The organism is Bradyrhizobium sp. CCGB12 (genome assembly GCF_024199845.1).
GTDB lineage: Bacteria > Pseudomonadota > Alphaproteobacteria > Rhizobiales > Xanthobacteraceae > Bradyrhizobium.
This window is the reverse complement of sequence record NZ_JANADO010000001.1, coordinates 1,970,768-1,991,849: the sequence shown is the minus strand read 5'-3', so window position 1 is coordinate 1,991,849 and position 21,082 is coordinate 1,970,768. Positions and strand designations below refer to the sequence as shown.

The 21,082-nt window shown below is 64.3% G+C and carries 20 protein-coding genes; 11 read left to right on the top strand and 9 right to left on the bottom strand.

Features of this window, described 5'->3' with window-relative positions; genetic code table 11:
* The first annotated feature begins 154 nt into the window (after positions 1 to 154).
* From NLM27_RS09495 to NLM27_RS09480, 4 genes are read left to right on the top strand one after another with little or no spacing between them, the layout of a single operon-like run.
* Positions 155 to 1,396 (top strand): toxic anion resistance protein, encoded by a 1,242-nt coding sequence (locus NLM27_RS09495; protein WP_254143065.1) that lies wholly within the window; start codon positions 155 to 157, stop codon positions 1,394 to 1,396.
* Positions 1,393 to 1,776: a hypothetical protein gene (locus NLM27_RS09490; protein ID WP_254143064.1), complete on the top strand. Its 384-nt coding sequence runs from the start codon at positions 1,393 to 1,395 to the stop codon at positions 1,774 to 1,776. Before NLM27_RS09495 ends, NLM27_RS09490 begins: the two co-directional genes overlap by 4 nt.
* Position 1,777: 1 nt before the next feature.
* Positions 1,778 to 2,701 carry a heavy metal-binding domain-containing protein gene (locus tag NLM27_RS09485; protein ID WP_254143063.1) on the top strand — a complete coding sequence of 308 codons (924 nt, stop codon included), beginning with the start codon at positions 1,778 to 1,780 and terminating at the stop codon, positions 2,699 to 2,701.
* Position 2,702: 1 nt separating this feature from the next.
* Positions 2,703 to 3,518, top strand: coding sequence for a heavy metal-binding domain-containing protein (locus tag NLM27_RS09480; protein ID WP_254143062.1), 816 nt, complete (start codon positions 2,703 to 2,705; stop codon positions 3,516 to 3,518).
* 133 nt (positions 3,519 to 3,651) lie between these two features.
* Here the strand turns inward: NLM27_RS09480 and NLM27_RS09475 are convergent, their stop codons facing one another.
* Positions 3,652 to 7,143, bottom strand: coding sequence for an indolepyruvate ferredoxin oxidoreductase family protein (locus NLM27_RS09475; protein WP_254143061.1), 3,492 nt, complete (start codon positions 7,141 to 7,143; stop codon positions 3,652 to 3,654).
* 284 nt (positions 7,144 to 7,427) lie between these two features.
* On the opposite strand from NLM27_RS09475, the gene NLM27_RS09470 reads away from it, so the two are divergent.
* A complete protein-coding gene (locus NLM27_RS09470) occupies positions 7,428 to 8,636 on the top strand; it encodes a cytochrome c (RefSeq protein ID WP_254143060.1) in 1,209 nt (402 codons plus the stop codon).
* A 121-nt stretch (positions 8,637 to 8,757) separates the two neighbouring features.
* Here the strand turns inward: NLM27_RS09470 and NLM27_RS09465 are convergent, their stop codons facing one another.
* The gene (locus NLM27_RS09465) at positions 8,758 to 9,402 is read right to left on the bottom strand and encodes a trimeric intracellular cation channel family protein (protein ID WP_254148783.1); all 645 of its coding nucleotides are present in this window, start codon (positions 9,400 to 9,402) and stop codon (positions 8,758 to 8,760) included.
* Between the two features lie 164 nt (positions 9,403 to 9,566).
* On the opposite strand from NLM27_RS09465, the gene NLM27_RS09460 reads away from it, so the two are divergent.
* Entirely contained in the window at positions 9,567 to 9,992 is a 426-nt protein-coding gene (locus tag NLM27_RS09460) for a hypothetical protein (RefSeq protein WP_254143059.1), read from the top strand.
* 56 nt (positions 9,993 to 10,048) lie between these two features.
* On the opposite strand, the gene NLM27_RS09455 is transcribed toward NLM27_RS09460, so the two are convergent.
* The 5 genes from NLM27_RS09455 to NLM27_RS09435 form a co-directional block, all read right to left on the bottom strand.
* On the bottom strand, positions 10,049 to 10,858 hold the full coding sequence (locus NLM27_RS09455; RefSeq protein ID WP_254143058.1) for an oxaloacetate decarboxylase: 810 nt from the start codon (positions 10,856 to 10,858) through the stop codon (positions 10,049 to 10,051).
* 131 nt (positions 10,859 to 10,989) lie between these two features.
* Positions 10,990 to 11,940, bottom strand: coding sequence for an SH3 domain-containing protein (locus NLM27_RS09450; RefSeq protein WP_254143057.1), 951 nt, complete (start codon positions 11,938 to 11,940; stop codon positions 10,990 to 10,992).
* Between the two features lie 48 nt (positions 11,941 to 11,988).
* The gene (locus NLM27_RS09445; RefSeq protein ID WP_254143056.1) at positions 11,989 to 12,717 is read right to left on the bottom strand and encodes an SH3 domain-containing protein; all 729 of its coding nucleotides are present in this window, start codon (positions 12,715 to 12,717) and stop codon (positions 11,989 to 11,991) included.
* A gap of 171 nt (positions 12,718 to 12,888) precedes the next feature.
* Positions 12,889 to 13,239: an antibiotic biosynthesis monooxygenase gene (locus NLM27_RS09440; RefSeq protein ID WP_254143055.1), complete on the bottom strand. Its 351-nt coding sequence runs from the start codon at positions 13,237 to 13,239 to the stop codon at positions 12,889 to 12,891.
* Between the two features lie 29 nt (positions 13,240 to 13,268).
* Positions 13,269 to 13,577: an NIPSNAP family protein gene (locus tag NLM27_RS09435; RefSeq protein ID WP_254143054.1), complete on the bottom strand. Its 309-nt coding sequence runs from the start codon at positions 13,575 to 13,577 to the stop codon at positions 13,269 to 13,271.
* Positions 13,578 to 13,833: 256 nt separating this feature from the next.
* Here NLM27_RS09435 and NLM27_RS09430 point away from each other — a divergent pair, with 256 nt between their 5' ends.
* The 3 genes from NLM27_RS09430 (at position 13,834) to NLM27_RS09420 (ending at position 16,277) form a co-directional block, all read left to right on the top strand.
* Positions 13,834 to 14,532 carry a winged helix-turn-helix domain-containing protein gene (locus tag NLM27_RS09430; protein WP_254143053.1) on the top strand — a complete coding sequence of 233 codons (699 nt, stop codon included), beginning with the start codon at positions 13,834 to 13,836 and terminating at the stop codon, positions 14,530 to 14,532.
* 194 nt (positions 14,533 to 14,726) lie between these two features.
* Complete coding sequence (locus NLM27_RS09425) at positions 14,727 to 15,737, top strand: alpha/beta fold hydrolase (protein ID WP_254143052.1); 1,011 nt, start codon at positions 14,727 to 14,729, stop codon at positions 15,735 to 15,737.
* A gap of 288 nt (positions 15,738 to 16,025) precedes the next feature.
* Entirely contained in the window at positions 16,026 to 16,277 is a 252-nt protein-coding gene (locus NLM27_RS09420) for a GCG_CRPN prefix-to-repeats domain-containing protein (RefSeq protein WP_254143051.1), read from the top strand.
* Between the two features lie 163 nt (positions 16,278 to 16,440).
* On the opposite strand, the gene NLM27_RS09415 is transcribed toward NLM27_RS09420, so the two are convergent.
* Positions 16,441 to 16,719 carry a twin-arginine translocation signal domain-containing protein gene (locus NLM27_RS09415; RefSeq protein WP_254143050.1) on the bottom strand — a complete coding sequence of 93 codons (279 nt, stop codon included), beginning with the start codon at positions 16,717 to 16,719 and terminating at the stop codon, positions 16,441 to 16,443.
* Between the two features lie 168 nt (positions 16,720 to 16,887).
* Here NLM27_RS09415 and NLM27_RS09410 point away from each other — a divergent pair, with 168 nt between their 5' ends.
* Positions 16,888 to 18,498: an IS1182 family transposase gene (locus tag NLM27_RS09410; RefSeq protein ID WP_254142551.1), complete on the top strand. Its 1,611-nt coding sequence runs from the start codon at positions 16,888 to 16,890 to the stop codon at positions 18,496 to 18,498.
* Positions 18,499 to 18,608: 110 nt separating this feature from the next.
* Here NLM27_RS09410 and NLM27_RS09405 read toward each other — a convergent pair whose 3' ends face one another.
* Positions 18,609 to 18,923 carry a hypothetical protein gene (locus NLM27_RS09405; RefSeq protein ID WP_254143049.1) on the bottom strand — a complete coding sequence of 105 codons (315 nt, stop codon included), beginning with the start codon at positions 18,921 to 18,923 and terminating at the stop codon, positions 18,609 to 18,611.
* Between the two features lie 105 nt (positions 18,924 to 19,028).
* On the opposite strand from NLM27_RS09405, the gene NLM27_RS09400 reads away from it, so the two are divergent.
* Positions 19,029 to 20,987 carry an alpha/beta hydrolase domain-containing protein gene (locus NLM27_RS09400; protein ID WP_254143048.1) on the top strand — a complete coding sequence of 653 codons (1,959 nt, stop codon included), beginning with the start codon at positions 19,029 to 19,031 and terminating at the stop codon, positions 20,985 to 20,987.
* Positions 20,988 to 21,082: the final 95 nt, after the last annotated feature.

The following is a 21,082-nucleotide window of genomic DNA, read 5'->3' as shown; positions in this document are numbered from 1 at the left end:
TTCCCCAGCCCACAAATTTGCCGCCGCGGCTTCGTGACGGAATCGTAATATTCGAAAGCTATGCGCCCGCCCGCTACACGTTTATGTTGCAGGACAGAAGCTGCTCCGTTCATCCGGGCGCCCCGGAGACGTGGAGCGATCGGTGGAGCTGAGAATGCCCGACAACAAGCCGGCCGCCCCTCTCGACCTCTCCATCTTTGACAATCTTAATTCTCCAGCGGGACACGTGCCCACGGTCGCGCCGGCCCTGCAGTCCTTGGCGACGGCCGACCCTAGGCTGATGCCCGAACCGGCACCGGAGCGCCTGGTCGAGATTGCCAATCTCAGCGCGGCGGATTTGACGGCCGCCCAGACTTCGGCCGCGAAGGTGGATTTCCGCAACACCACGACGTTGCTGGCGCATGGTGACGGCGCGCTGGCGGCGATTGCCCAGACATCGCGGCAATTGTTGACCGGCGTCCGGCTCGAGGATGCCGGCGAGGTCGGACGAATTGCAGCAAGCGTCATCGACGGCGTCAACATCCTGCGAATTCAGGACCTGCAGGCCGAAGCGAGAGGCGACCAGCCAGTCGGCCGCAAAGGGCTGATCGGCAGACTGATCGGCGTCGTGGCCGATGCCCGCACCGCATTCGGCGGATTTTTGGAGAACCGCAAGAAGTTCCTTGACCTGATGGATGCCGAACAGGCCAAAGCGCGCAAGACCAAGGCGGATCTGACGGTTGCGGTCCAGCTGCTCGACCAGCAGGCACTGGCGGTGCGGCAAAGTCTCAACGATCTGAAGATCGAAATCGCGGCCGGCCAGCTCGCGCTCGACCGCGGTCAGTCCGAGCTGGAAGCGCTGCGGCAACATGCGGTCGGGACCGGCGACCCCACGGACGCCGCGGACGTGATGGAGTTTCGCTCGGCGGTCGCGAACTTCCGCGGCAAGATCGCCGAGATGCGCGAAAATCTCGTGGCCTCCGCGATGCTGATTCCGATCATCGGACAGAACAAAAAGGCCGCCGAGACCCGGATCATGAAAATATCCAACGGGATGCTGGTGGTGATTCCGCGCCTGATGGCGGTGGCAAGCCAGGCGGTGGTGCAAGTCGATATCGCCAAAGCCGCTTCCGAATCCGAGAAGCTGGACGAAGCGGCGCGGCAGATCACCATCCTGGCCTCGAAGGGCGCGCATGACGCCGCGACCAGCGCGGCGCGCAGCCTCGGCGGCGATCAGCGCAACATCGACGTGCTGGCGCAGGTCGCGGACGAAGCGATCCAGACCATGCACGAGGTCATCGAGATCGAGCGCGAAGTCGCCTCCGGCGACCGCGAACGCGAGGCAAAGCTGACCGCGATCCGCGACCGCCTCGTGCAGGGCATGCAGGGCGTGAACGCCGCGGCGGTGCGGCGGTGACCGAGAACATCAATTTCGACATCCACGCCGCGTGGCTGCGCCGGTTCAAGTCGGACGCCGAAAGCAATCTCCACGCCTTCGCGCTCAGACTCAAGGAAGCTCTGCCGGAGCTGGTGACGATCCACGAAAGCCGCGGCCTCTTTTCCCGTAGCGTGAAGACCAAAGGCGTCTCGGTCGAGCTCGGCGAGAAACGATACAATCTGGAGATTGACGGCGGCCGGCTGAAGGCCAGCATCGCCATGGTGGTCCATGGCGTCGTGCTCAACACCAAAAGCGTCGATCCGGCCGAATGGTTCGCGCGGCTCGCCGAGGAAACCAAGAAGGCCAGCGACTATGCGCGGGCGCTCAGCGGATCGCTCAGCGACTTCATGGTGAGCTGAAGTGGGCATTTTCGACATCTTCAAAAAGCCGGATGCCGAAACCATCGCACGGCGCGCCGCCCATGACGAACGCGTTGCCGACATCCAGGACTCGCTGCGCAGGCGCGACGTACCGAAGGCCATCAAGGTGCGGCTGGAAGGCGCGCGCAGCGGGCGCCGGCCCTGGACCGCCACGCTGACGCCGGCCGAGCTGCTGATTACGCGATCCCACGGCTTGCGGCCGATCGCGGCGATCTCGGCAACCTGCTGGCTGCATTACGGCTGGTCGTGGACCGAGGGCCACGCCGAAGGCTGGCACACGGCGTTGCGCCGGTTGAAGGAGGAAGCATGGACCGCCGGCGCCAACGCGGTCCTCGACGTCAAGATGCGCACGATCCCGCTCGGCATCGCGAACAGCATGGATTTCACGCTGGCCGGCACTGCGGTCCGCGTCGAGGGATTGCCGCAAAGCGATGACCCGATCGTCGCCACCGTCCCTGCCCTGGAGTTCGTCAAATTGCTGGAGGCCGACGTGGTGCCGACAGGCATTGCGATCGGCGCCTATTACGAATGGATGAACGACTGGCTCAACAACACGGACTTGACATGGATGGGCAACATCGAGTCCACGCGCCTAAGCGAGCTCTGGCAGCACGTTCGGCAGAGAGCTCATCAGGAGCTGCGGACCAATGCGTGCGCCCAGGGCAACGGCGTGCTGGCGCATCTCAATTTCAGCGAGATGTTCGAACGCGAAGGCCAGAACAAGCAGAAGCAATACCTCGCCCGCCACATCGTCGTAGCGACCACGGTCGACGCCCGGCGCGGCGCCACGATTCCGCACCAGGTGAGAATGGTCGTCGACATGCATGACGACCGCACGCCGCTGGTCGGCACCAGGCCACATCACCAATCTTACCGGTCCAATGAATCCGAGGGAGCCATTTGACATGACCGACGAGATGCCGGCGCACGCCAGGGAGCGCCTGAAGGGTTTGCGCAGCTCGGCGCATTCGACTGGCGTGTTCACCTCCGATTTTTCGGTCAACGAATTTCTACTGGTGCGCAAGGCCGGCTTCGAGCCGATCGGCCTATGCGTCGGCAGCTGCGTGTATCACGTCGGAATTCAGTACCGCAGCTGGAGCAAGAATCAGGAGCTCGATGTTCTCTCCAAGGCGATGTATCACGCGCGCGAGCTGGCGATGAGCCGCATGCGGGCGGAAGCGACCGCGATGGGGGCGGACGGCATCGTCGGCGTGAAGCTGACGATCAAGCGGCTGGAATGGGACGAGCAACTGCTCGAGTTCATCGCCATCGGCACCGGCGTGGTCCATGGCGAAGGCCATTCCGGATTCCGCGCGCATGACGGCGGTCCCTTCACCTCCGACCTGTCGGGACAGGATTTCTGGTCGCTGCTGCATTCCGGATATCGTCCGGTCGAGATGGTGATGGGAAGCTGCGTCTATCACGTCGCGCATCGCGGCATGCTGGCGGGCCTATCGAGCGTCGGCCAAAACGTCGAGCTCGAGAACTACACCTCCGCCATGTACGAAGCGCGGGAGATCGCCATCGACCGGATGCAGTACGAAGCCGAGGCCGCGCATGCCGAAGGTGTCGTCGGGGTCGATATCCACGAAGGCAGCCATGGCTGGCAGACCCATGTGATCGAGTTCTTCGCGATCGGGACGGCCGTGCTGCCGCTCGATCGGGAGATCGCCCCGGAGGCGATCCCCAATCCGGTCATGGTGCTGTCGGTGAACGATTGACCGCGCTCGCTCGCGCGCGATACGGAACGCGATCCGTCGCGTGGGCAAAGTGAAGTGTGCCCACGCCTTCCGGCATGATTTCGACGAGATGGTGGGCACGGCGCTTTGCGCCTTTGCCCACCCTACGAGACCGCTACTCCGCTGCGATCTGCCGCGGTGCCGGCGGCGGGTTCGCCAAGTCCGCAGCGAGCTGGGCGTAGCGGGTCTTGGCGTCGGCAACTGCCTTCTCCTTGACCGGGCCGTAGCCGCGGATGCGGTCGGGCAGCGAAAGCAGTTCGACGGCCGTATCGGCCGTCACCGGCGACAGCAGGCCGAGCACGGTCGAAACGTCCTTCTCGTAGCCGGCAATCAAATCGCGTTCGAGCTTGCGGTCGGCGCTGCGACCGAAGATATCGAACGGCGTGCCGCGCAGGAATTTGAATTTTGCGAGCACGCGGAAGGTCTTCAGCATCCACGGGCCGAAGGCGCGCTTCTTCGGGCGGCCGAGCGCGTCAACGCCGGATGCCAGGATTGGCGGAGCGAGGTTGAAACTGAACTTGAAGTCGCCCTCGAACTGGTCGCGGAGCTGCTGCTCGAAGGCGGCGTCGGTGTAGAGGCGCGCGACTTCGTATTCGTCCTTGTAGGCCAGCAGCTTGGCGTAGTTGACCGCGACCGCACGCGGCAGCGCCTCGCCATAGCCGCCCTTCACCGCGGCATCGCGGACCTGATCGATCAGCTTGCGATAGCGCTTGGCGAGACGAGTGTTCTGGTAGGCCGTCAGGTGCTTGGCACGATGCTCGATGACCTCGTCGAGCGTCATTGCGTCCAAGGTCTTCGGCGCAACAGCTTCATCCGTCCCCTTCAGCATGTCGGCGAGACGCTGGGGATCGGCGACGGCGAGGCGGCCGAGGCGGAAGGCTTCCTTGTTCATCTTGATCGAGACGCCGTTGACCTCGATCGCCTGCTCGATCGACTCTGCCGACAGCGGGAACAGGCCCTTCTGATAGGCGTAGCCCATCATCATCATGTTGGTGGCGATGGCATCGCCGAGCAGCTGCTCGGCCGGCTTGGTGAAGTCGAAGAACACTGAGTCCTTGTGCAGCGCCGTCTCCAGCACCGCGTTGAGCTTGCGGGTCTGGAAGTTGAAGTCGCGGTTGAGGATGAAATCGGCGGTGGGAATGACGTGGCTGTTGATGATGCCGCGGGTGCGGCTGGAGTCGCAGAGCGAGATCGTGTCCTTGGCGACCGCGACGACCTCGTCGGCGGCGAGCACGAGATCGGCTGTGCCGGTGACGATGCGCGAACAGGTCACCTCGGCCGGATGATCCGACAGGCGGACATGGCTGAGCACCGCGCCGCCCTTCTGCGCGAGGCCGGACATATCGAGGATCATCGAGGCCTTGCCCTCGATATGAGCGGCCATGCCGAGCAGTGCGCCGATGGTAAGCACGCCGGTGCCACCGACACCGCCGACCGCAATATTGTAGGGCTTGTCGAGTGTCGGGCGCGAGGCCGGTTCCGGCAGTGCGCCAATATCAGCAAGCTCCGCCGGCGCGCGGTGGCGCGGCTTGCCGCCATCGACAGTGACAAAGGATGGGCAGAAGCCCTTCAGGCAGGAATAGTCCTTGTTGCAGGAGGACTGGTTGATGGCGCGCTTGCGGCCGAACTCGGTCTCGAGCGGCTCGACCGAAATGCAATTCGACTGCACCGAGCAATCGCCGCAGCCTTCGCAGACCGCCGGGTTGATCATGACGCGGCGGGCCGGATCCTCCATCGTACCGCGCTTGCGGCGGCGGCGCTTTTCGGCGGCGCAGGTCTGCACGAAGACGATCGCGGATGCGCCCTTCACCTTGCGCAGCGTCTTCTGAACCGTATCGAGCTCGTCGCGATGCGCGGTCTTGACGCCGGGGGCGATCTCGCTCGCCGGATAGGCGTCGGGATTTTCGGAGACCAGATAGATCTCGCGGAGACCTTCGGCGTGGAGCTGGAAGGTGATCTGCTGCGGCGACAACTCGCCGTCGACATGCTGGCCGCCGGTCATCGCGGTCGCATCGTTGTAGAGGATCTTGTAGGTGACATTGGCGCCCGAGGCGATCGCCTGGCGGATCGCAAGGCTTCCGGAGTGGAAGTAGGTGCCATCGCCGAGATTGGCGAACACATGCTCTTCATTGGTGAAGGGCGCAACGCCGACCCACGGTACGCCCTCGCCGCCCATTTGGGTAAACGTCTCGGTGGAGCGGTCCATCCACAGCGCCATGAAGTGGCAGCCGATGCCAGCCATGGCGCGGCTTCCTTCGGGGACCTTGGTCGAAGTGTTGTGGGGGCAGCCGGAGCAGAAATACGGGGTGCGGGAGACAGGTGCGACCGCCTGCATCTGGGTCGCCTGGCGGCCGTTGAACCAGTCGGCCTTGACGCGGAGCATCTCCGCAATTTCAGGGTTGAGATTAAGTCGAAGCAGCCGCTCGGTCAGCGAGGTCGCGAGCGAGGCGACGCTGAGCTCGGCGGCGAAGGTGAGGAACCGCTTGTCGTGCTCATCCATCTTGCCGACGATGCGTGGGCGGACGTCGTCGCGCCAGTTGAACAGCTCCTGCTTGACCTGGTTCTCGACGATCTCGCGGCGTTCCTCGACGATGAAGATCTCTTCGAGTCCGACGGCGAACTGCCGTACCCCCTCCGGCTCCAGCGGCCAGGGCATGCCGATCTTATAGAGGCGCAAGCCGATCTTGGCGGCGACCTCCTCGGTGATCCCGAGCTCGCGCAATGCCTGGCGGACGTCCTCATAGCTCTTGCCTGATGCCATGATGCCGAAGCGCGCGTTCGGCGAATCCATGGTGACGCGGTTGACCTTGTTGGCGCGCGCAAAGGCGATCGCGGCAAAGCCCTTGTAGTCCTGGAGGCGGCGGTCCTGCTCGAAGCGGTCGTCGGGCCAGCGCAGATTGAGGCCGCCGGGCGGCAGCTCGAAATCGGCAGGGATGATGAAGGGCTTCATCTCGTCGGTGAGATCGATCTCGGCGGTGGTCTCCACCGTCTCCGTGATCACCTTCATGCCGACCCAGCAGCCGGAGTAGCGCGACATCGCGATGCCGAGCAGACCCATCTCGATCATCTCGTGGATGCTGGACGGATAGAGATAGGGCATCAGCGCCGACATGAAGGCATGGTCGGATTGATGCGGGACAGTCGAGGATTTTGCGCCGTGGTCGTCGCCGGCAAGACAGAGCACGCCACCGTTCTTCGCCGAGCCCGCGGCATTGCCGTGGCGGAACACGTCCCCGCAGCGGTCGACGCCGGGGCCCTTGCCGTACCAGATGCCGACGACGCCGTCATATTTGGCGCCGGGCGAGAGATTGAGCTGCTGCGAGCCCCAGACGGCGGTCGCCGCCAGATCCTCGTTCACGCCGGGTTGGAACTTGATGTTGTATTGTTCGAGATGTTTTCGCGCGGCGAAGAGCTGCTGGTCATAGCCGCCAAGCGGCGAGCCGCGATAGCCGGAGATGAAGCCGGCGGTGTTGAGGCCGTTGGCGCGGTCGCGCCGGATCTGGGCCATGGGCAGGCGGACCAGAGCCTGGATGCCCGTGGTGAAGACGTGTCCGGTGCCTTGCGTGTATTTTTGATCGAGACTGATCGGACCCTGGTTGATTCCCATGCTGTCCTCTTTCCAACGCCCTGTTCAGGTCTTGCCGCTTAAGTCGTTGCCTGCCCGTTGTTTTTAGCTAGGGCGCGCCGACCACCTCCGCCACTCTATGTCGGATATTTAACGCTCCGCATCACAATTCTGGACCAAAGGGAGCGCCGGGTAAAAATCGCAATTTCGTGGCCTGAAACACGCTGGGCATTTTCAATTTGTGTCACCATACCCCCGCCGTCGCGAAATGACGTGACGTCCCGCTGATGCGGCATGATGGCGATTGGTCGCAGGAGAGGCCTTCGATGCGGACGATTCTGGTGGTGATCGCGTTGTGCAGTGCGGTTGCGAACGCGGCCGTTGCCGCAGAGCCGTCGCCGGAGTTGATCGCCCATGGCAAGGCGCTGGTCGAGTCCGGCGACTGCGCGGGCTGCCACACCGCCGATCCGGCAAAGCCGTTCGCGGGCGGAAAGCGCATCGATACGTCCTTCGGTGCGATCTATACGCCGAACCTGACCCCGGACCGTGACTCCGGAATCGGCGCCTGGTCGGACGCCGACTTCACACGCGCCTTGCGCTATGGCGTCGCGCCTGATGGTTCGAACTATTATCCGGCGTTTCCCTATCCCTATTTCACGCGGATGACGAAGGACGACACGCTGGCGATCCGGGCTTATCTGGGGACGCTGGCGCCCGTCACCAGCCGCAACAAGCCGCCGGAGCTGCGCTGGCCGTTCGGCTATCGCGGCTTGATGCGGGTCTGGAACTATCTGTACTTCAAGCCGGGCCTGTTCGAGCCCGACCAGAGTCAGAGCGCCGCGTGGAACAGAGGCGGCTATCTCGTCACCGGTCTCGGCCATTGCGGCGCCTGCCATACGCCGAAAAACTATTTTGGCGCGGACAAGCAGGCGCAGGCTCTGTCCGGCAGCGAGGTCGGCGACTGGTATGCGCCAAGGCTCGATGGCGCTGCCCGCACCGGGCTGAAATCGTGGAGTGCCCAGGACATCACCGAATATCTGCAAAGCGGGCGCAACGCCAAGAGCCATGCCGGCGGGCCGATGGCGGAGGTGATCGTCAATTCGACCTCGAAGATGAGCGATGCCGACGTGCGCGCGATCGCGGTCTATTTGAAGGGCCTGCCTCCGGCGCGGCGCGAGACGATCGTCACGCCGCCCGATGATGCCGAGATGAAGGCCGGCCAGGCGGTCTACGCAAAGCTCTGCGTCGCCTGCCATGAGGCCGATGGCACCGGCAGCCCGCGGATCTACCCACCGCTGCCCGGCAATGCGCTGCTGCAATCGATCAATCCGTCCTCCACCTTGCGCATCATCCTCGACGGCGCCCACACCGTGACGACGCCGCGCGCGCCCAATACCGGCGAGATGCCGGCCTATGCCAAGCAATTGTCCGACGACGAGATCGCGGCGGTGACGAACTACATCCGCAACTCCTGGGGCAATGCAGGCCCGCTGGTGACACCGGCGCAGGTGGCGAAGGCGAGAAAGCAGGAGTAGTCCCCGTCATTGCGAGGAGCGCAGCGACGAAGCAATCTAGACACTCTCCGCGGAGCATCCCTGGATTGCTTCGCTCCGCTCGCAATGACGACGCTGATAGAGCGAGGCGAAAAAATAAGCCCTACTTCTCCTCATCTCCCGTGAAGACGAATTTCGGCATCTCCCATTTGTAGCGCACCGCGAGCAGGCGGAAGCTGAGGCCAAGCACGAAGGTCAGGATCGTCCAGAGCTCGGCGTTGAGCTGCAATCCAAACGCCGTCGCGTAGAACAGTCCCGTCACCACCGAGACGCTGGCGTACAGTTCGGAGCGAAACAGCAGCGGCACGTCGTTGCAGAGCACGTCGCGCAACACGCCGCCGGCGCAGCCGGTCACCATGCCGGAGACGATGACGATCGGCAGCGTCGCATCCATCTGCCAGGCAACGTCACAGCCGATCATGGTGAAGACGACGAGGCCGATGGCATCGAGCACGATGAAGGCGACCTTCAGCCGGTGCACGAGACGCGCGATCAGGATGGTGACCAAAGCCGCGCCGCCCGCCAGCGCGAGATAGATCGGCTTCTGCACCCAAGCCAGCGGATAATGTCCGAGAAAGAGATCGCGCAGCGTGCCGCCACCGAGCGCGGTGATGCAGCCGAGGAAGCAGACCCCTAGCCAGTCCATGCTGCGGCGTCCGGCAGCGAGCGCAGCCGTCATGCCCTGCGCGGCCACCGCAACCAGCGACAGGAAATGCAACACGCTATCAGTTGGTGGCAGGCTCCACATCGGCTTGTTCCCTCCTCCTGCCATGGAACTCCCGCGCGGGGTTCCCTGAGGAACAAGTTCCCGATTCCCGACGCGGAGGCAACATGCGACGAAAGCATTGGGGAACGCGGAACAGAATCTCGCATCCACGGGTTGTCCAGCCGCAATAAACGAGGAGACTAATGATGGCTGACGAGCGTTTTCCCAACGATCCGTATCGCCCGAACCTCGCCGACGATGAGTATGTCCGTGCGGCGCGCCGGGATGCCGAGCTTCAGGCCGATCCCGAGCTTGGCGAAGGCCCCGCCTCCAGCGGCAAGGTTGCATTGTTCGCCGTTGCGATCGCGTTGGTGCTAGGTGCCGTGTTCTACGGCTTGAACAATACCAGCACGACCAACCAGGCCAGCAACACGCCGGCCTCGCAGACCGCGCAGACGCAGCCGACCAATCCGGCGGCGCCTCCGGCCATGCGCGACGTGACGCCGCGCACCAACACCGAGCCGGGCGTGACCACGGGCGCGGCGCCGAGCAAGCCGGCTGCCCCGGCTCCGGATACCCCTGCTGCAAAGCCGGCGCCGGATGCACAGACTCCGTCTGACGGCGCGAAGTAACAGTTCGCAATGAGACGTGAGCGCGGCGGGACAATGTCCCGCCGCTCTTCGTTCGCCTAGCTGAACATCTTGTTGAGCTCGCCGCCGGAATAGCCGTTGCCGAGCTCGGCGAAGGTCCCCTGCTCTGCCATCTCCTTCGCCGCGCGCATGAAGCCGCCCCAGGCGGCGCGGGCGAGCGAGCCGCCGACGCTGATCCGGCGGACGCCGAGATCGGCGGCTTCCTGAAGCGACAGACCGGAACCGCCGATCAGGAGGTTGAACGGCTTCGGATGCACCGCCTTCACCACCGCGGCGATGTCCTCGCGGCTCTTCAGACCCGGCGCATAGAGGCAGTCGGCGCCGGCGTCCGCGTAGGCGCTGAGCCTGTCGATGACGAGCTTGAGGTCGGTGACACCCCACAGATAAGCTTCACACCGGCCGACCAGCAGCGTGCCGCTATCGCCGATCGCCTTGCGCGAAGCCTCGATCCGCTCGACCGCGAGCGCGCGGTCGTAGAGCGGCTTGGCCTTGTCGCCAGTGGAATCCTCGATCGACAGGCCGGCCACGCCGGTACGCACACAGCGCTCGACATTGTCGGCGACCTTGTCGGGCTCGACTGCAAAGCCACCCTCGAAATCCGCGTTCACGGGAATGTCGACCGCCGAGCTCAATGCTGCCAGATGCTGACAGACGTCCTCGACGGTGACACGGTTGTCGGCCTTGCCGATGGTCCAGGCAAAGCCCGCACTCGATGACGCGATCGCCTTGAAGCCGAGATGCTGCAACGCTTTCGCGCTGCCGACGTCGACCGGATTGGGCAGGATGAAACAGCCGCTCTCGTGCATCTTCCTGAATGTCGCGCGCTTGTCCGCGGTCGTGACGTGCATGTTTTTCTCCCCATGACGATGGCTCGCCGCAGAAATGGGGATGCGCAGCGACGACCGCCAGTGCGCCGCAGCTCGTGTGTTTCTTCGTCCACCAAAGATGGCGGCGGACTACGCTCGACGAACCGACCGCGTCAGGCCGGCTCGGGGACGTCCTCTCGTGAGGCCATATGTTGCTGGGCCGGCGAGAGGAAGCTTGCAAACACGTAACCGTCGAGAAGGCCGTCGCCTTCCAGGTCCACCCGCACCCAGGTCGAATCCAGGCTGCTGGTCTCGACGACGTCCAATTCGCTGCCGAGCGGAAGGGTCTTTTCCGAGGCAAAGTTCGTCCCCGGGCCGCCACGCAGCTTCAGGCCGCCGCGGGCCATCACGACGTAACGTCCCGGCGCCAACACCTCAGCGCCGTCGACCGTCCGCGACAACGTCAGAAAGTCGAAGATCTGCTCGCCGTAATATTTCCCGCTGTCATCCTTGTGGCCTTGCTTCAAACCTTTCGCCGGATTGAAGCCACCGGTGTTGTAGGCGATGGCGACCGCGCAGAATTCGAGATCAGTCAGGCTCGTCCTCGACTGAAAGCCGAGCTTCTTCAGCCCGCGCCTCAATTCCCCAAGGCATTGCGCGAGCGTATCGGCGAAATTCTCGTAGCGCCGTTCGAGAAAGTAGTCCGGATCGTCCTTGAAGAACTGAAGATCGCGCTGAAACACTCCAAATCCGTGGCAGAACTTGTCAGGATTGGCGACGGCACGCTCGTAGCCACGGACGAAGGCTGACATCTGCTCCAGGGCATCGCGTGCGATGTCGAACATCCCCTGCCCATTGGTCTCGGCCAGCAGGAGCGCCTTGTTGCGCGGGAAGGCTTGCCGTCCCCTGCCCGGCCCCTGGAAATCGATGGTGTCGCCGACGCAGAGCGCGAGGACACGATCGAGCGGAAGGTTCTTCTTGCGGAGCACGGACCAGATGTAGCCCGTTTCCTGGCACGCGATCGCAACGATCATGTCGACGTCCAGGGGCGTGCCCGGCAAGGCTGCCTCGATCTGCGTGCGAAAATGCTGCTTGAACCACCTGATATCGTCGACGCTCACCATGATGAACTCCGTCGCTGAACATGGAATCGATGGGCCTCGTCAGTCGTCTCAAGCCGGCGCAGCTTCGACCGCGGCGAGAAAGGCTGCAAAGACGTAACCGTCGAGCAGACCGTCATCCTCGAGATCGACGCGGACCCAGGCGGGATCGACGTTGGAGACGGCGACGACCTTCAGCTCGGTCCCAGCGGGCAGCGTTCTGTCCGACCCGAAATTCGTGCCCGGGCCACCACGCAGCTTCAGGCCGTCGCGCGCCATCACCGCGTAACGCCCGGGATGAATGGCTTCGTCAGCCGACGCCGGCGGCAACATGGGCCCTCCTCCATCCCAGCCATCCTGCGCCGCATCGCGCAACCATTGCGGGGCGGTGGCCGATCGGCCTCCGACCCCCCAGGTCAGCCTGTTGTGGTCGTTGACGGAGGTGCCGAAGCCGACGTGGATCGTCCGGTTGCCCATGTAGCCGACGCCTGCGCCGATGCCGATGGCGCCAGCTGCAGCCGCGGCCATCACGAAACGCAAGATGCCCGGCGGAGCCGCTTCGTCGGTGAACGTCAGCGCCTGACCACCGACGACGCATTGCAAATCGGCCGCGCGTCCGAGGTCGTGGCGGGTGGATCCGGTGCGGCGGGTGCCGTGACCGAGCGCATCCTGTCCGCCCGACGTAATCCGGATTGTGTCGACACCTGCAGCTTCAGCGGCGGTGTTCAACACGCTTCTCAGTTCATTCGTGATCGGCTTGTTTCGAATGGCAAGGGACGGAGGCCCAACAAAAATGGTCATATCAAACACCTCGCTCTGACGCTCGGCGCATTTTGACCGCCCATCAAAAGGGGCGGATTGAAATCAATTTCAAACTATCAACTGCACGCGCTCCAAATAAAATGACGAGCGCGGCATAGACATCTCACAACCTGTGCAAGATGTCCACCATAGATTGAATAGTGCTGGCGGCTAACCGGCGTCGTGCACCGCACGGCTGTCCTTCGGCGCCTCGTCTCGATCCGTCATGCCGTAGTCTCGGATGACGCTGGCGATGCGCAGATGATAGTCGGCGAATATCTTCGCCCTGCCCTTGGCCTGGGTGCGCCGATGTTCCATCGTGTTGCGCCAGGCCTCGACCGCCGTCTCGTCGCGCCAGAACGACACCGACAGGATCTTGCCCTTCTCGGTCAGGCTTTCGAAGCGCTCGACCGAGATGAAGCCGTCGATGGTTTGCAGCAGTGGCTTCAGGTCGGCCGCGAGGTCGAAATAGTCCTGGCGGTGCTCCGGCTTCGGCCAGACTTCGAAGATCACGGCGATCATGGGCGGTCTCCTGCGAACGATGTCGTGGCCTACAATACCACCTTACGCAGGAAGGTGCGCTCTTCTGCGAGAATGAACTTGTTTTCCTCGGCGAAATGAAAGTTCGCTATGCCTTCCGCGTCCTGCCGCAGCCGCGCACGATAGGCTTCATACGCCGCCAGACTCTCGAAGGTGATCAGCGCAAACGCAATGTTGTTGGTGCCCTCATGCGGCATGAAATAGCCGATCAGGTCACCGCCGCATTTCGGGATGATGGTGAGCCAGCGTTTCGAGTATTCCTCGAACTGCGCGCGCTTGAACGGATCGAGCTGGTAGCGGATGAAGACGGTGACGGACATGATGGCTCCTGTGTTTCCGCATCGTCGTTGCACAAACGCAATCACCGAAACCAGATCCTCACCCTGAGGAGCGCGGAACGCGCGCCTCGAAGGGCGAGGCCACCGGCCAGGCCTTCATCCTTCGAGACGCGCGCAAGGGCGCGCTCCTCAGGATGAGGAATCCGCGGTGGATTTTGCTTCGGCGTTCGTTCGCAACGACGATGTGGCAACACGCTACGCGCTTGCCCGACCGCGATGCTTCGGCTACCATCGAAGCATGAAATCAGGTCCCGACATCGCCATGGTCGCTTCGCTGGTCGGCGATCCCGCCCGCGCCAACATGCTCACCGCGCTGATGAACGGCCGCGCGCTGACCGCGAGCGAGCTGGCGCAGGAGGCCGGCATTACGCCGCAGACCGCGAGCTCCCACCTTTCGAAGCTCGAGGCCGGCGGCCTCGTCGAGCCGGAGAAGCAGGGCCGGCATCGTTATTATCGCCTCACCGATGACGACGTCGCCGGTGTGCTCGAGGGCCTGGCGGGGCTTGCCGCGCGGACCGGCCACATGCGGGTGCGCACCGGCCCGAAGGATCCGGCGCTGCGGCGCGCGCGGATCTGCTACGACCATCTCGCCGGCGATCTCGGCGTGCAGATGCTCGACACCATGCGGGCGCGGCAGTTGGTCAGGCAGAAGAAGCAGGAGATCGAGCTCACGGCCGAGGGCGAGCGCTTCCTCGCCAAGCATTTGCAGATCTCGCCTGATATGCTCACCCATCCTCGCCGGCCGGTATGCAAGGCCTGCCTCGACTGGAGTGAGCGGCGGCACCATCTCGCCGGCACGCTGGGCGCCGCGATGATGCAGCGCTTCGCCGAACTCAAATGGGCCGCGCGCGATGCCACCCCCGGCAGCCGCGTCGTGAATTTCACCCGCGCCGGCGAGAAGCAGTTCGCCGCGCTGTTCGGCGACGGGAAGGATTGATCACGCAAGCTGCGTGAAATCGCACGTTTGCGTGTGAATGGATGGTCTCGTCATGGTCGGGCTTGACCCGGCCATCCGCGCGTTTATGGCCTCCCTCATTCCGGGGCGGCTCGGCAGAGCCGAACCCGGAATCTCGAGGTTCCGGGCTCGCGCTGCGCGCGCCCCGGAATGACGGCTCCAAACACGAGACCCCCATGAACCGCATCCTCCCGGCCGCGCTCGCCGCAGTCCTCCTCACCGCCCCGCTCTCCTTCGCCAACGCTGCCGACACCGCGCCGCGCGAACCCTATGGCATCGCGCTCGAAGGCTTTGCCTATCCCTATCCCGTACACCTCCTGCCGCTGGTCAACGACGGCGAGCAGCTCAGCATGGCCTATATGGACGTGGCACCCGCGCTGCCGAACGGCCGCACCGTGGTGCTGTTGCACGGGCGCAATTTCCCGTCGAGCTACTGGGCGCCCGTGATCAAGATGCTGGGCGAGGCCGGCTTTCGCGTCGTCGTGCCGGACCAGATCGGCTTCGGCAAATCATCCAAGCCGGCCGGCGAGCTCCACTTCGACAATCTGGCGCGCAACACCATCGCGCTGCTCGATCACCTCAAGATCGACAGGGCCGAGATCGTCGCCCATTCGCTCGGCGGCATGCTGGGCGTGCGCATCGCCCGCGCCTACCCCGACCGCGTCGCCCATCTGGTGCTGACTGCACCGATCGGACTCGAGGACTACCGCCTCTACGTGCCGCCGACGCCGACGGAAAAGATGATCGAGACCGAGGACAAGCTCACCGCGGAGGGCTATCGCAAGCAGCTCCAGACCAACTACGCGATCAAGCTGCCGCCGGAGGCGATCACCCCGTTCATCGATGCCCGTTTCAACATCAAGGGCAGCCCTGACTATCCGCGCTGGCTGCGCGCCTTCGTCAACTCCGGCCAGATGATCTATCGCGAACCGGTGGCGCACGAGATCCCGCTCATCACCCTGCCCACGCTGTTCGTGATGGGCGCCGACGACCACAACGCGCCAGGACGACCGAACGCGCCGGAGGCGCTGCGCGCCAAGATGGGGCAGAACGCCGAACTGGCGAAGGCACTGGCCGCGAAGATGCCGAACGCGCGAGCCGAGGTGATACCGGACACCGGCCATCTCGTCTTCCTGGAGGCGCCGGAGAAGTACAGGGAGCTGGTGCTGGGCTTTCTTGGCCGCTAGAGCGTTTTCGAGCGAAGTGGATACCGGTTCGCGACAAGAAAACGCGTCAAAGCCAAAGAATCTAGAGACCATTCAGATTCATCTGAACGGTCTCTAGCGCCATCGCCGTCGCCTGAGGCCGTATGCGGGGAACGTTCATGCCGCATTCAGGTCATGATTGGCAGGTTTGGATCGCGACGTGTCGGCATGTTTCTCCAATTTTAACGTGTCGAATCGTATCTCTTGATTCATTGTGCGCCGCAAGCGCCATCCCCCTAAGCCTGCCCCAAGGACGAGAAGGAAGATCAAATGAAATATCTGTTCGCTGCCGTCATGCTCGCCAGCGCGGTCGTCGGTTTCAGCGAGGCGGCCAGCGCCGCCGGCGGCTGCGGCCCGGGCTGGTATCGCGGCGCCTATGGCGGTTGCCGTCCGATGCGCGGCGCGGTCGTCGTGCGTCCCGCCCCGGTGGTGGTCGCTCCGGCTCCGGTCGTCGTGGTGCCCCGCGCGCGCGTGTGCCCCTACGGCTTCCGCTGGTACGCCGGCCGCTGCCGTCCGATCTGACCCTTTCACATAGCAAAATGGCCGCGCGGCATGAGCTTGCGCGGCCATTTTCGTTTGGCGCCCCCGCCGACGATTCGTCCGCCATGGAAGGCGGAGCCTCCTCCAGAAACGAAACAGGGACCGCCAGCGGCGATCCCCGTCCCATCCGCGAACTGTCGCGACCTTACCAGTGATGACGGCGGTGCCAGCGCCGGCGATGCCGGCGCCAATGACGGTGGCCCCAGCCGCGATGGCGCCCATGCCAATGAACCTGCTCGGGCGTCAACTTGGCGGCTTCCTCGCTGGTGGTGACCGCGGGATGAGCGTCGGAATTGCCTTGCGGCATGCGGGCGGGATCACCGACCGGCTGCGGGGACAGCGGCGCGGCCTGCGCAGTCGCGGCAAAGGCAGCGGCTCCCGCCGTCACTCCCAATGCAAGTTTCAAAAAGTTCCGGCGCTCCATGATTTCTTCCTTCTTGGATCAGCGTGCCTGTGATGCAGAGGAAGTTTCGCGGTCGCGACATGAACCGAAGCTGAATCGCGCGTTCAGATTCCCGGACAATTCTTCGTAGCCCGGATGAAGCGAAGAGACTGGGCAAGATTCTAACATCGAGTGAAGGTAGGATTCGGCATGACGAATCGTACCTTCAAAACCGGCGTCAGGCGGGATCAGCCGAGCCTTCTGCCGGCGCGGGTGGAAGATTATGTGGCCGGCGACAATCCGGTTCGGGTGATCGAGGCTTTTGTTGCAGCGCTTGACCTCGGGAAGCTTGGCTTCCGCCATGCCGGATCGAGCGGCGGGGCTGGACAGCCACCTTATGACCCGGCCGACCTGCTGAAGCTTTATCTTTATGGCTACCTGAACCGGATCCGGTCGTCGCGCAACCTGGAGCGCGAAGCCCGGCGCAATCTGGAACTGATCTGGCTGATGAAGCGCCTGGTGCCGGGCTATCGCACCATCGCCAAGTTCCGCCAGGAGAACTGGAAGACGCTCAAGGCGGTGAACCGGGAGTTTGTGCTGATGCTGCGCGAACTCGGTCTGATTGGCGGAGAGGTTGTGGCGATCGACGGTGCGTTTTTTGATGGCAACGCCAGCAAGGCGAGCATCAAAACGCAGCGCAAGCTCGCCAAGCGGCTGGCGGAGATCGAGCAGGATATTGAAGCCTATGGTGCCACGCTCGAGGCCAACGACAGCGCCGAGGTGGAACGTCCACCCGCGGGGCGGGATGGCGGAGGCGATGGCAGTCGCGGCGGAGACCTCGCACAAGAGGTGGCGGCGTTGATGGCCAAGCGCGCCAGCTTGCAGGCCGATCTGGCACGACTGGAGGAGAGCGGGCAGACGCAGCTGTCGCGAACCGATCCGGATGCCCGCCTGTTGTCGAAGAACGGCCAGGTGGTGGCAGGCTATAACGTTCAGATCGGCGTCGACGACAAGCACGCTCTGATCGCGGCGAGCGAGGTCGTCAACGACGGCAACGATAGCGGCCAGCTTTACGACATGGCCAAGGCCGCAAAGGACGAGCTTGGCGTCGAGACGCTGACGGTTCTCGCCGATACCGGCTACTACAACGGCCATACGCTCAAGGACTGCGAGGAGAACGGCATTGCCGCCTACGTTCCGCTGGCCAAGCGAACCACGCGGCTCGAAGCGCAGGATCGCATCAGCCATGAGGCGTTCGCCTACGACGCCGAAGCGGATGTCTATCGCTGTCCCGCCGGCAAGCAGCTGCGTCCCACGGACGGTCGCAAGACCAACGGCAACCGGATCGAGATCAGGTATGTCAGCCGCAAGTCAGATTGCGACGCCTGCCCGCTGCGCGCGCGCTGTGTCACCGTCAAGATCCCGACGCGCACCGTCCAGCGCTGGGAGCATGAAGCGGTGCTGGATCGGCATCGCGCGCGGATGCAGGGCGCCGAGGCCCAGATGCGCCGCCGCGCCGAACTCGCCGAACACCCCTTCGGCACCATCAAATGCCGGGCCGGCTACCGCCACTTCCTCGTCCGCGGCTTCGACAAAGTCTGTGGCGAATGGAGCCTGATGGCGCTTTGCTACAATTTCTCCCGAGTCCTCAGCATTCTCGGCCTCGACGCCTTCATGGCCTATCTGGCAAGCCGGCTTCCGCATTTGGCACTCTTGCTGCTCAACGCCATCACCGACATCACCGACATCATCACCCGGATACGGCCCGCTCCAGCGCCAATCCGAGCCCAAATCCGTCCAATTTTCCGATATGCCGCGTAAGCCGCGCCCAAACAAATACTTGCCCAGCCTCGAAGCGCAATCCGGGGCCGACGTAGCGTCATGCAAGAATCCCGGATTACGCTTGCGCTCCATCCGGGCTACGATCGCAGCTACGTTCCGAACTCCTGCGCGAGCACCAGCGTCTCGCGCGTGCGCGTCACGTCGGGCCAGTCGCGGTTGAAGTCGGCCGTCAGGCGCTTCAACGCATCACCCTTCAGCATCGCAGCCAGCCTCGCCTCGTCATCGAACTGATACATGGCCTGGTGCAGCGAGGGATCGTCCAAGCTCCAGAACCGCCAGGCCTTGACTACACCGAACGCCTTCACCGCATCCGGCAGATGTTCCGTCTCGTACCATCTGTCGAACGCGGCGCGCTTGTTGGGATCGGCCACGGTGGCGCGGACGACGAAGTACGCTGATGGCATCGGATTTCCTCCTGTTGTTTGGCCTCAGCATACCCGGTTATAGTGGCAGCAACAAAAAGCCCGCGAGACGGATTTTTCCGTCACGCCAATAGGGAAGGAACGGCCATGCGCAGGATCATCTCAGGTCTCGTTGCGATCACCTGCTTGTGGCCTGCGGCCTCGCCCGCCGAAATCGTCCGCTTCGACATCCTGGAACGCGTGCCCGCCTTTGCCGGCCGCAGCTTCGGCAATGTCGGAACCTATGAGCGCATCACCGCGCGCGCGACCCTCGCGCTCAACCCGTCCGACGACCGCAACGCCGTCATCACCGATCTCGCACTGGCGCCACGTGGCGCCGACGGCAAGGTCGAGGCCACCGCTGACGTCGTGATCCTGCGGCCGAGCGATCCCGCGCATGGCAACGGCACGCTGCTGCTGGAGGTGCCCAATCGCGGCCGCAAGCTCGCACCGCAACTGTTCGACGATTCCGCGCAGCCCGGCGCCAACAATGCGGACAAGGCCGAGGACGCCGGCATCGGCTTCCTGCACCGCCAAGGCTACACCATGGTCTGGGTCGGCTGGCAGGGCGACATCTCCTCCAAGCCGGGACAGCTCGCGCTTGCCGCGCCGGTGCTGAAGGGCGTCACCGGCCCCGCGCGCGAAGAGGCAATCTTCGACAACACGACTAATCCGGCGCGCGCGACGCTGACCTGGCCGGCCGCCGATGCCGCCAGTCTCAACGTCACCGTGCGAGCGGCCTGGGCCGATGCGCGGCAGATGCCGCCCGGTCTCTCGGCAAAGCTCGTCGATCCCGTGACGGTGGAAATCGCCCGGCCCGAAGGTTTTGACGCCGGCGCGCTCTACGAGATCACCTACACCGCGCGCGATCCGGTGCCGCTCGGCATGGGCTTTGCCGCCGTGCGCGACGTCGTCAGTTTTCTGCGCCACGACGAGTCGCAAGCGAACCCGCTGTTGAGCGGCCTGCATCCGTCGGTCAGCCGCACCATCGGCTTCGGCGTCTCGCAATCCGGCCGCTTCTTGCGCGACTTCCTCTATCTCGGCTTCAACGAGGACCTCCAGGGGCGCATGGTTTTCGACGGATTGATGCCGCACGTCGCCGGCACGCGGCGCATGGCAACCAACGTCCGCTTCGGCCAGCCCGGCCGTAACCCGCGCCATCCGCAGGATCCGGCGTGGCAGGCCGATCTCTTCCCCTTCACCTATGCGAGCCTGAGCGATCCCTATTCCGGCAAGACCGACGGCCTCTTGCGCCGCTGCGCGCTCTCGGCGACCTGCCCCAAGGTGATGCAGACCGACAGCGAGCACGAATGGTGGGCTTCGCACGCCTCGCTGCTCGTCACCGATCTCGCCGGCAACCACCTCGACCTCCCCGACAACGTCCGCGCCTACATGATCGCAGGCACGCCGCATTTCGCCGAAGCTGCGGACGTGATGCGCAAGGGCGTGCCCGCGATGTCGCTGCCGCAGAACCCGATGCATGCGGGCATGCCGATGCGCGCGCTGCTCACCGACCTCAACGCCTGGATCAGCGACGGCACGAAGCCGCCGGCAAGCCGCATCCCGATGCGCGCTCACGGCACGCTGGTATCGGCGCAACGCGCGGTGCCGGCAGACATTCCCGGGCTGCCCTACGCCTGCATCCACACACTCGCCGCCTTCTCCGACCAGAGCGTGCTGCCGCCCAAGGAAATCGGCCGCTATCCCGTGTTCGTCCCGAAGGCGGATGACGACGGCATGGCCATATCAGGCGTTCGCCAGCTTGCGCTCGCCGTGCCGCGCGCGACCTACACCGGATGGAATCCGCGCGCGCAGGGCTTTGGGCCGACGGCTCTCTATCCCCTGCAGGGCACCGTGGTGCCGTTCGCGCCGACCGAGGCCGCACGAAAGGAAGTGCACGATCCCAGGCTGTCGATTGCGGAGCGCTATGCGGATGACGGAGCGTATGTGGCGGCGGTCCGACGCGAGGCCGCGCGGCAGGTGGCGGAGCGATTGCTGCTGCGGGAGGACGCGGAGCGCGCGGTTGAAGCGGCAAAGGAGGGCAAGCTGGCGAAGCTAGGCCAATAAGCGAAACCTGCCGGCCCCGTAGGTTGGGCAAAGCGAAGCGTGCTCACGTATTCTGTCGCAAGCCAAGAGATGGTGGGCACGGCGCAAACCCGCCT

Coding starts and splice junctions, on each gene's coding strand:
- NLM27_RS09460 (WP_254143059.1), top strand. CDS start 9,567: ATGGCTGACGAGCGTTTTCCCAACGATCCGTATCGCCCGAACCTCGCC.
- NLM27_RS09440 (WP_254143055.1), bottom strand. CDS start 13,239: ATGATCGCCGTGATCTTCGAAGTCTGGCCGAAGCCGGAGCACCGCCAG.
- NLM27_RS09425 (WP_254143052.1), top strand. CDS start 14,727: ATGAACCGCATCCTCCCGGCCGCGCTCGCCGCAGTCCTCCTCACCGCC.
- NLM27_RS09470 (WP_254143060.1), top strand. CDS start 7,428: ATGCGGACGATTCTGGTGGTGATCGCGTTGTGCAGTGCGGTTGCGAAC.
- NLM27_RS09405 (WP_254143049.1), bottom strand. CDS start 18,923: ATGCCATCAGCGTACTTCGTCGTCCGCGCCACCGTGGCCGATCCCAAC.
- NLM27_RS09475 (WP_254143061.1), bottom strand. CDS start 7,143: ATGGGAATCAACCAGGGTCCGATCAGTCTCGATCAAAAATACACGCAA.
- NLM27_RS09420 (WP_254143051.1), top strand. CDS start 16,026: ATGAAATATCTGTTCGCTGCCGTCATGCTCGCCAGCGCGGTCGTCGGT.
- NLM27_RS09435 (WP_254143054.1), bottom strand. CDS start 13,577: ATGTCCGTCACCGTCTTCATCCGCTACCAGCTCGATCCGTTCAAGCGC.
- NLM27_RS09430 (WP_254143053.1), top strand. CDS start 13,834: ATGAAATCAGGTCCCGACATCGCCATGGTCGCTTCGCTGGTCGGCGAT.
- NLM27_RS09400 (WP_254143048.1), top strand. CDS start 19,029: ATGCGCAGGATCATCTCAGGTCTCGTTGCGATCACCTGCTTGTGGCCT.
- NLM27_RS09455 (WP_254143058.1), bottom strand. CDS start 10,858: ATGCACGTCACGACCGCGGACAAGCGCGCGACATTCAGGAAGATGCAC.
- NLM27_RS09445 (WP_254143056.1), bottom strand. CDS start 12,717: ATGACCATTTTTGTTGGGCCTCCGTCCCTTGCCATTCGAAACAAGCCG.
- NLM27_RS09410 (WP_254142551.1), top strand. CDS start 16,888: ATGACGAATCGTACCTTCAAAACCGGCGTCAGGCGGGATCAGCCGAGC.
- NLM27_RS09495 (WP_254143065.1), top strand. CDS start 155: ATGCCCGACAACAAGCCGGCCGCCCCTCTCGACCTCTCCATCTTTGAC.
- NLM27_RS09415 (WP_254143050.1), bottom strand. CDS start 16,719: ATGGAGCGCCGGAACTTTTTGAAACTTGCATTGGGAGTGACGGCGGGA.
- NLM27_RS09465 (WP_254148783.1), bottom strand. CDS start 9,402: ATGTGGAGCCTGCCACCAACTGATAGCGTGTTGCATTTCCTGTCGCTG.
- NLM27_RS09480 (WP_254143062.1), top strand. CDS start 2,703: ATGACCGACGAGATGCCGGCGCACGCCAGGGAGCGCCTGAAGGGTTTG.
- NLM27_RS09450 (WP_254143057.1), bottom strand. CDS start 11,940: ATGGTGAGCGTCGACGATATCAGGTGGTTCAAGCAGCATTTTCGCACG.